The sequence below is a fragment of the uncultured Campylobacter sp. genome (assembly GCF_937949835.1).
GTDB lineage: Bacteria > Campylobacterota > Campylobacteria > Campylobacterales > Campylobacteraceae > Campylobacter_B.
This window is the reverse complement of sequence record NZ_CALEDC010000048.1, coordinates 1-4,462: the sequence shown is the minus strand read 5'-3', so window position 1 is coordinate 4,462 and position 4,462 is coordinate 1. Positions and strand designations below refer to the sequence as shown.

Annotated in this window: 4 protein-coding genes and 1 pseudogene; 4 read left to right on the top strand and 1 reads right to left on the bottom strand. The window is 39.9% G+C overall.

All coding sequences use genetic code 11. From position 1 onward, the window contains the following. A pseudogene (locus tag Q0256_RS01095) lies at positions 1 to 285 on the bottom strand (UDP-N-acetylglucosamine 1-carboxyvinyltransferase); the annotation flags it as partial. Between the two features lie 124 nt (positions 286 to 409). Here Q0256_RS01095 and Q0256_RS01090 point away from each other — a divergent pair. The 4 genes from Q0256_RS01090 (at position 410) to Q0256_RS01075 (ending at position 4,146) form a co-directional block, all read left to right on the top strand. Beyond that, the gene (locus Q0256_RS01090; RefSeq protein ID WP_297959238.1) at positions 410 to 1,045 is read left to right on the top strand and encodes an NlpC/P60 family protein; all 636 of its coding nucleotides are present in this window, start codon (positions 410 to 412) and stop codon (positions 1,043 to 1,045) included. 768 nt (positions 1,046 to 1,813) lie between these two features. After that, complete coding sequence (locus tag Q0256_RS01085) at positions 1,814 to 2,371, top strand: rhomboid family intramembrane serine protease (RefSeq protein ID WP_297959236.1); 558 nt, start codon at positions 1,814 to 1,816, stop codon at positions 2,369 to 2,371. A 44-nt stretch (positions 2,372 to 2,415) separates the two neighbouring features. After that, on the top strand, positions 2,416 to 3,090 hold the full coding sequence (locus Q0256_RS01080; protein ID WP_297959234.1) for a histidine phosphatase family protein: 675 nt from the start codon (positions 2,416 to 2,418) through the stop codon (positions 3,088 to 3,090). A gap of 411 nt (positions 3,091 to 3,501) precedes the next feature. Then, positions 3,502 to 4,146: a ferritin family protein gene (locus Q0256_RS01075; protein ID WP_177388306.1), complete on the top strand. Its 645-nt coding sequence runs from the start codon at positions 3,502 to 3,504 to the stop codon at positions 4,144 to 4,146. Positions 4,147 to 4,462: the final 316 nt, after the last annotated feature.

The window sequence follows — 4,462 nt, the reverse complement described above, 5'->3', positions numbered from 1 at the left end:
CGAAGCTCGCATTTTACGCACTATGTCGTAGATCGCCTTGGTCGAGTTTATCTCGCGCGGATCGATTTTGGCGGTGTTGGCGTCAAGAAACTCGCACTTTGCGCCTAAATTTGAAAGTAGCTGAATTAGCGTGTGGATATCGGAAACTGCGGGTAAATTTTTAATTACGACTTCGTTTTTTGAAAGGATAGATAGAGCTATGAGCGGCAGTGTGGCGTTTTTTGCGCCGCTTATTTTGACGCTGCCGCTTAGTTTTTTGCCCCCGTTAATTCGTAGATAATGCATGATTTCTCCGTGTAAAATTTCGGCGATTATACAGAATTTAGCTTTAAAGTTACCATTTTGTTACCGCCAGGCGCTAAAATTACGCCCAAAATTAATCGTTACATAATTTTATAAGGATTTTTATATGAAACAACTAATTATTTGCGCTTTGGGTGCGTTTTTGCTGGTCGGTTGCTCCTCAAAAGCCCCGTCTGCCGGTAGCCAGCAAGCGTATGTCTTAAACGATCATGAAGAAGGAATAACTTCGGTGCCGGGAAGCGAGTTTAACCGCCCGCTAATCGCATCGGTGGACGATTACACCGGCACTCGCGCAGGAGGGGACTGCAGCGGATTTATCACCGTGCTAAATGATAAATACGATGATCTGTTTTTTAACTCAAAAGATCTGCCGAAATACTTCACAAACGGACGTAAATCCCAAGCAATATATAATTATTACAGCCGTAAAAATTTACTCAGCAATACGCCGCGAGTGGGGGATTTGGTATTTTTTCAAAACACCTTGCGCTCTAACAAAGGCAAGGTCAATAACGAAATCAGTCATATCGGTATCGTGCGCGAGATCTATGCCGACGGTCGCGTGAAATTCGTCCACAATACTCGTGGTAGAAATCAAGCAGACTTTGTAAATTTAAATAAGAAAAACGTCCATATAGCAGGGCAAAAGATGGAAAATAGCTACATCGTGCGCTGCGGCAAAGACCGCATAAGCTGCCTAGCATCGAACCGCTTCGCAGGGTATGGACGAGTAAATAACTAGAATTTTGAAAATTCTTTCGCCGTATTTTTTGAAAAATTTCTTATAACTTTTGGAATTTATTAGATTTTATGAAATTTCGTTAGACCTTTTAAAAATTCGCGGCGGTTTGATCTAGGCTCTAGGGTTTAAGCGAAATTTTACAGATAAAATTTCGCTTGTAATTCTAGCTGTGACCTAGCTTTGCAGAATTTATTAAATTCCTAAAATTCTAATCAAATTTTAGAATTTTATGGTTTTTAAACTCCTACAGCAAAAACTTATGAATAAAAACTCACTTTGATACTGTTATGACAAATCAAATTAGCATTTTTAACGCGTAGTTTTATATATAACAAGCATTTAAAATATTTACTCTAAAATTTATTTTGAAATTAATTTGAACTCAAATTTTTGTTATTCTTATTGGAATCATACATATAATTATACATAAAATTCTACGAAACAGCTTCATATAACTGAAATTTTATCGTTATTAATTTTAAAGCGTGCTTGCTTTTTGATTTACGTCAGATAAACTCTATAAATTCCAGTAAAGCTTTCAAAAAAAGATTTATGGTCTAAATTTTGTTACGAAAATTTTAGTTTAAAGCTTTATATCTAAATTTTAAATTTTAGCGCAGCTATTTGATAAAGTGCTTGCAATTAAAACTATTAGCGAATTTTAATGTTAGCACTTATCCATAAATTTATCTCGAACCTATAAAATTACACGACGCCTTTAATTTAATCAAAATTTCGCTACTATGCGTGAAAAATTTAAGGAGTTTCATGCAATCAGGCAAATTTACGCTCGCGATCATCGCGGCGAATATCCTATTTTTCGTGATTTCATTCGCATTGGAATATTTTTTCGACTTTAAGTCCTACCTATTTTTCGGGCTCAATCCATATTTTTTCGAGGGGATGCCGTGGCAGCTACTAAGTTCATTTTTTATGCACGGCGGAGTGATGCATCTAGTGATGAATATGGCAGTTTTGTATCAATTCGGTGGGATTTTAGAGCGAGCGTTCGGTGGGATAAAATTTACGCTACTTTACATCGTAGGCGGGCTGCTGAGTGGCGCTTTGTGTCTGATTTATATCCGTTATGCCATGAACATGGGAGAAATCGTCAATATCGTAGGCGCTAGCGGCGCTATTTGCGTGCTTTTAGGCGTGATTGCTTATTTTGATGAACGCAATGCGGGCGGGATTTTTGTCGCGATTTTGATAATGAGCTTTGCGCCGATGTTAATGGGCGTAAATGTGGCATGGTATGCACACATAGCGGGATTTGTGGTCGGTTATGGCTTTGGAATGATCCAGAAAAAATTTAGAATTTTATAGAATTTAACGCTAAATTATACATAAAATTTTATGAAAGGATGCAGATGAAGCGGATATATTTTATAAGACATGCCGAGGCGCAAAGTGGCAATGGAAGCGATTTTGAGCGGGCATTAAGCCGTGTGGGCGAACTTTGCGCAAATAAACTTGGAGAAAAGCTGCGTAGCTTGGGACTTGCGCCTGATTTGATTATTACAAGCTCGGCTATGCGCGCACTCTGTACGGCGCAAATTATCGCTAATGCGCTGGACGTGACAAAAAGGGTAGTGCCATTGCGAGAGTTATACGACGCAAGCTTATGGGATTTGGCAAAGTTTGTTCGCAGCTTGGATGAGAAACGATTTTTTGGGTGCAGTGTGAATGTTGAAAAATACAATGCGGTTGGTTTGAGTAGCGAAAAACATCGCGACGCAAACGCTGAAAATTCTGCTTTTAAGAGCGCTAAAATTCCCGCTAGCATTAGCGAAAATAATGCGATATCTTGCAACAATGTGGAAATTTCTAGCACAGATGTTATGCAAAATTTTAATGCAGCTAGCGCAGAATGCGTATTTATCGTTGGACATAATCCGGCAATAGGCGGAATTTGCTCGCTTTTAGGCGAGAAGGAAGTCGATAAATTTCCTCCTTGTTCGATTTGCGGCTTAGAATTTGACGTTCATAAATTCTCAGATATTACCGATCATAGCGGCAAAACGGTAATGCTACAGTGCCCTTAATTACGCTTTTAACGCTTCATAATTACAATCGGACGGCTCGTTGGTGCATTTAAGGCTACTTTTTGCCGAGCATTGTTATATACTCGCGAAATAAGACCATATGGCAAAATAGCAAATTGTTTTTGAGATAACTTTAAATTCTAAAAAATTTCCAATGATGTGGCTAGCCTTGAAAATCGCAGACTAAATGAGTCAAAAAACTAAATTTCATATTTTTAGATAATCGAGCGTTAGCGTTTTTGCTTGAAATTTCATTTGCTTTGAAAAATCTTAAGTTTAAATTTTTCGGACGAAAATTTCGTGCCAAAATTTTCTCAAAAACATAAATTTATTGAGAAGAATAAAATTTATTAAGTAAAATTTAATAGTAGCTGTGGTATCATTCCCTAAAAATTTTGATAGGGAATTAAAATGAGACAGTACGAAACTTACAGATGCGACAAATGCGGCGCGGAGGTCGAGGTGCAAAAAGTAGGCGGCGGCGCGCTTAGCTGCTGCGGCGAGCCGATGAAATGCATCACCGAGGATCTGACGCAGGTAAATTTGATGAAGGCGTTCGCAGGCGAGTCGCAAGCGCGCAATAAATACGATCTTTACGGCGATTTAGCCAAAGAGGCAGGCTTTCACGCAATTGCGCGACATTTTTATGAGGCCGCCGAAAATGAAAAATGGCACGCCAGAGCCGAGCTAAAGGCACATCATGCGGCTGCAGGTATTCCGCTTGATAAAATGGATAAAAATCTGCTCGACGCTGCCGCCGGCGAGCGCTACGAGCACGAGAGCATGTATCCGAGCTTCGCTAAAATCGCGACCGAAGAGGGTAAAAAAGAGGTTGCGCGCCTTTTTAACGCTATCGGCAAGGTCGAGCAGGAGCACGAGCGCGAATACAACGAGCTTCAAAAGATCCTGCTAGAGGAGGGCTTTTTCGAGAGTTTCGACGAGGAAGTTTGGGTGTGCGAGGTCTGCGGGCATGTTCATCGCGGAAAGAAAGCTCCTGGCGCCTGTCCGCTCTGCAAGGCTCCACGTGAGTATTTCAAAAAACAAAGGCTTGTTTAATTTTGATGCTTGCGGCACGGCGTTTTTGCGATAGCTTTTGAGGCCGTCGCAAATTTCGTTTATTGTCGCGAGTCGATCGCTTAAATCTTGGCTTAAAATTTTGCGCGAGATTTCGTCTTTTTGCTCCTTTTTGCCGCGGGACTCCGTGGCTAGACGAAATCTCGGGCTAAATTTATTTAGCCTAAACTCCTTTTCTTATCCCCCTAAGAAATGAAATCCTGCTCGCAAGAGCGGGATTTCTATCGTAAAATAAATCTAAAAATAGTCATGCCGATGATTTTATCTCTTTAAATTTTATTAGAAATTTCTATATGAT

Bases quoted from the DNA above. Each gene is read 5' to 3' on its own strand.
- Q0256_RS01090 (WP_297959238.1), top strand. From the start codon at position 410: ATGAAACAACTAATTATTTGCGCTTTGGGTGCGTTTTTGCTGGTCGGT.
- Q0256_RS01085 (WP_297959236.1), top strand. From the start codon at position 1,814: ATGCAATCAGGCAAATTTACGCTCGCGATCATCGCGGCGAATATCCTA.
- Q0256_RS01080 (WP_297959234.1), top strand. From the start codon at position 2,416: ATGAAGCGGATATATTTTATAAGACATGCCGAGGCGCAAAGTGGCAAT.
- Q0256_RS01075 (WP_177388306.1), top strand. From the start codon at position 3,502: ATGAGACAGTACGAAACTTACAGATGCGACAAATGCGGCGCGGAGGTC.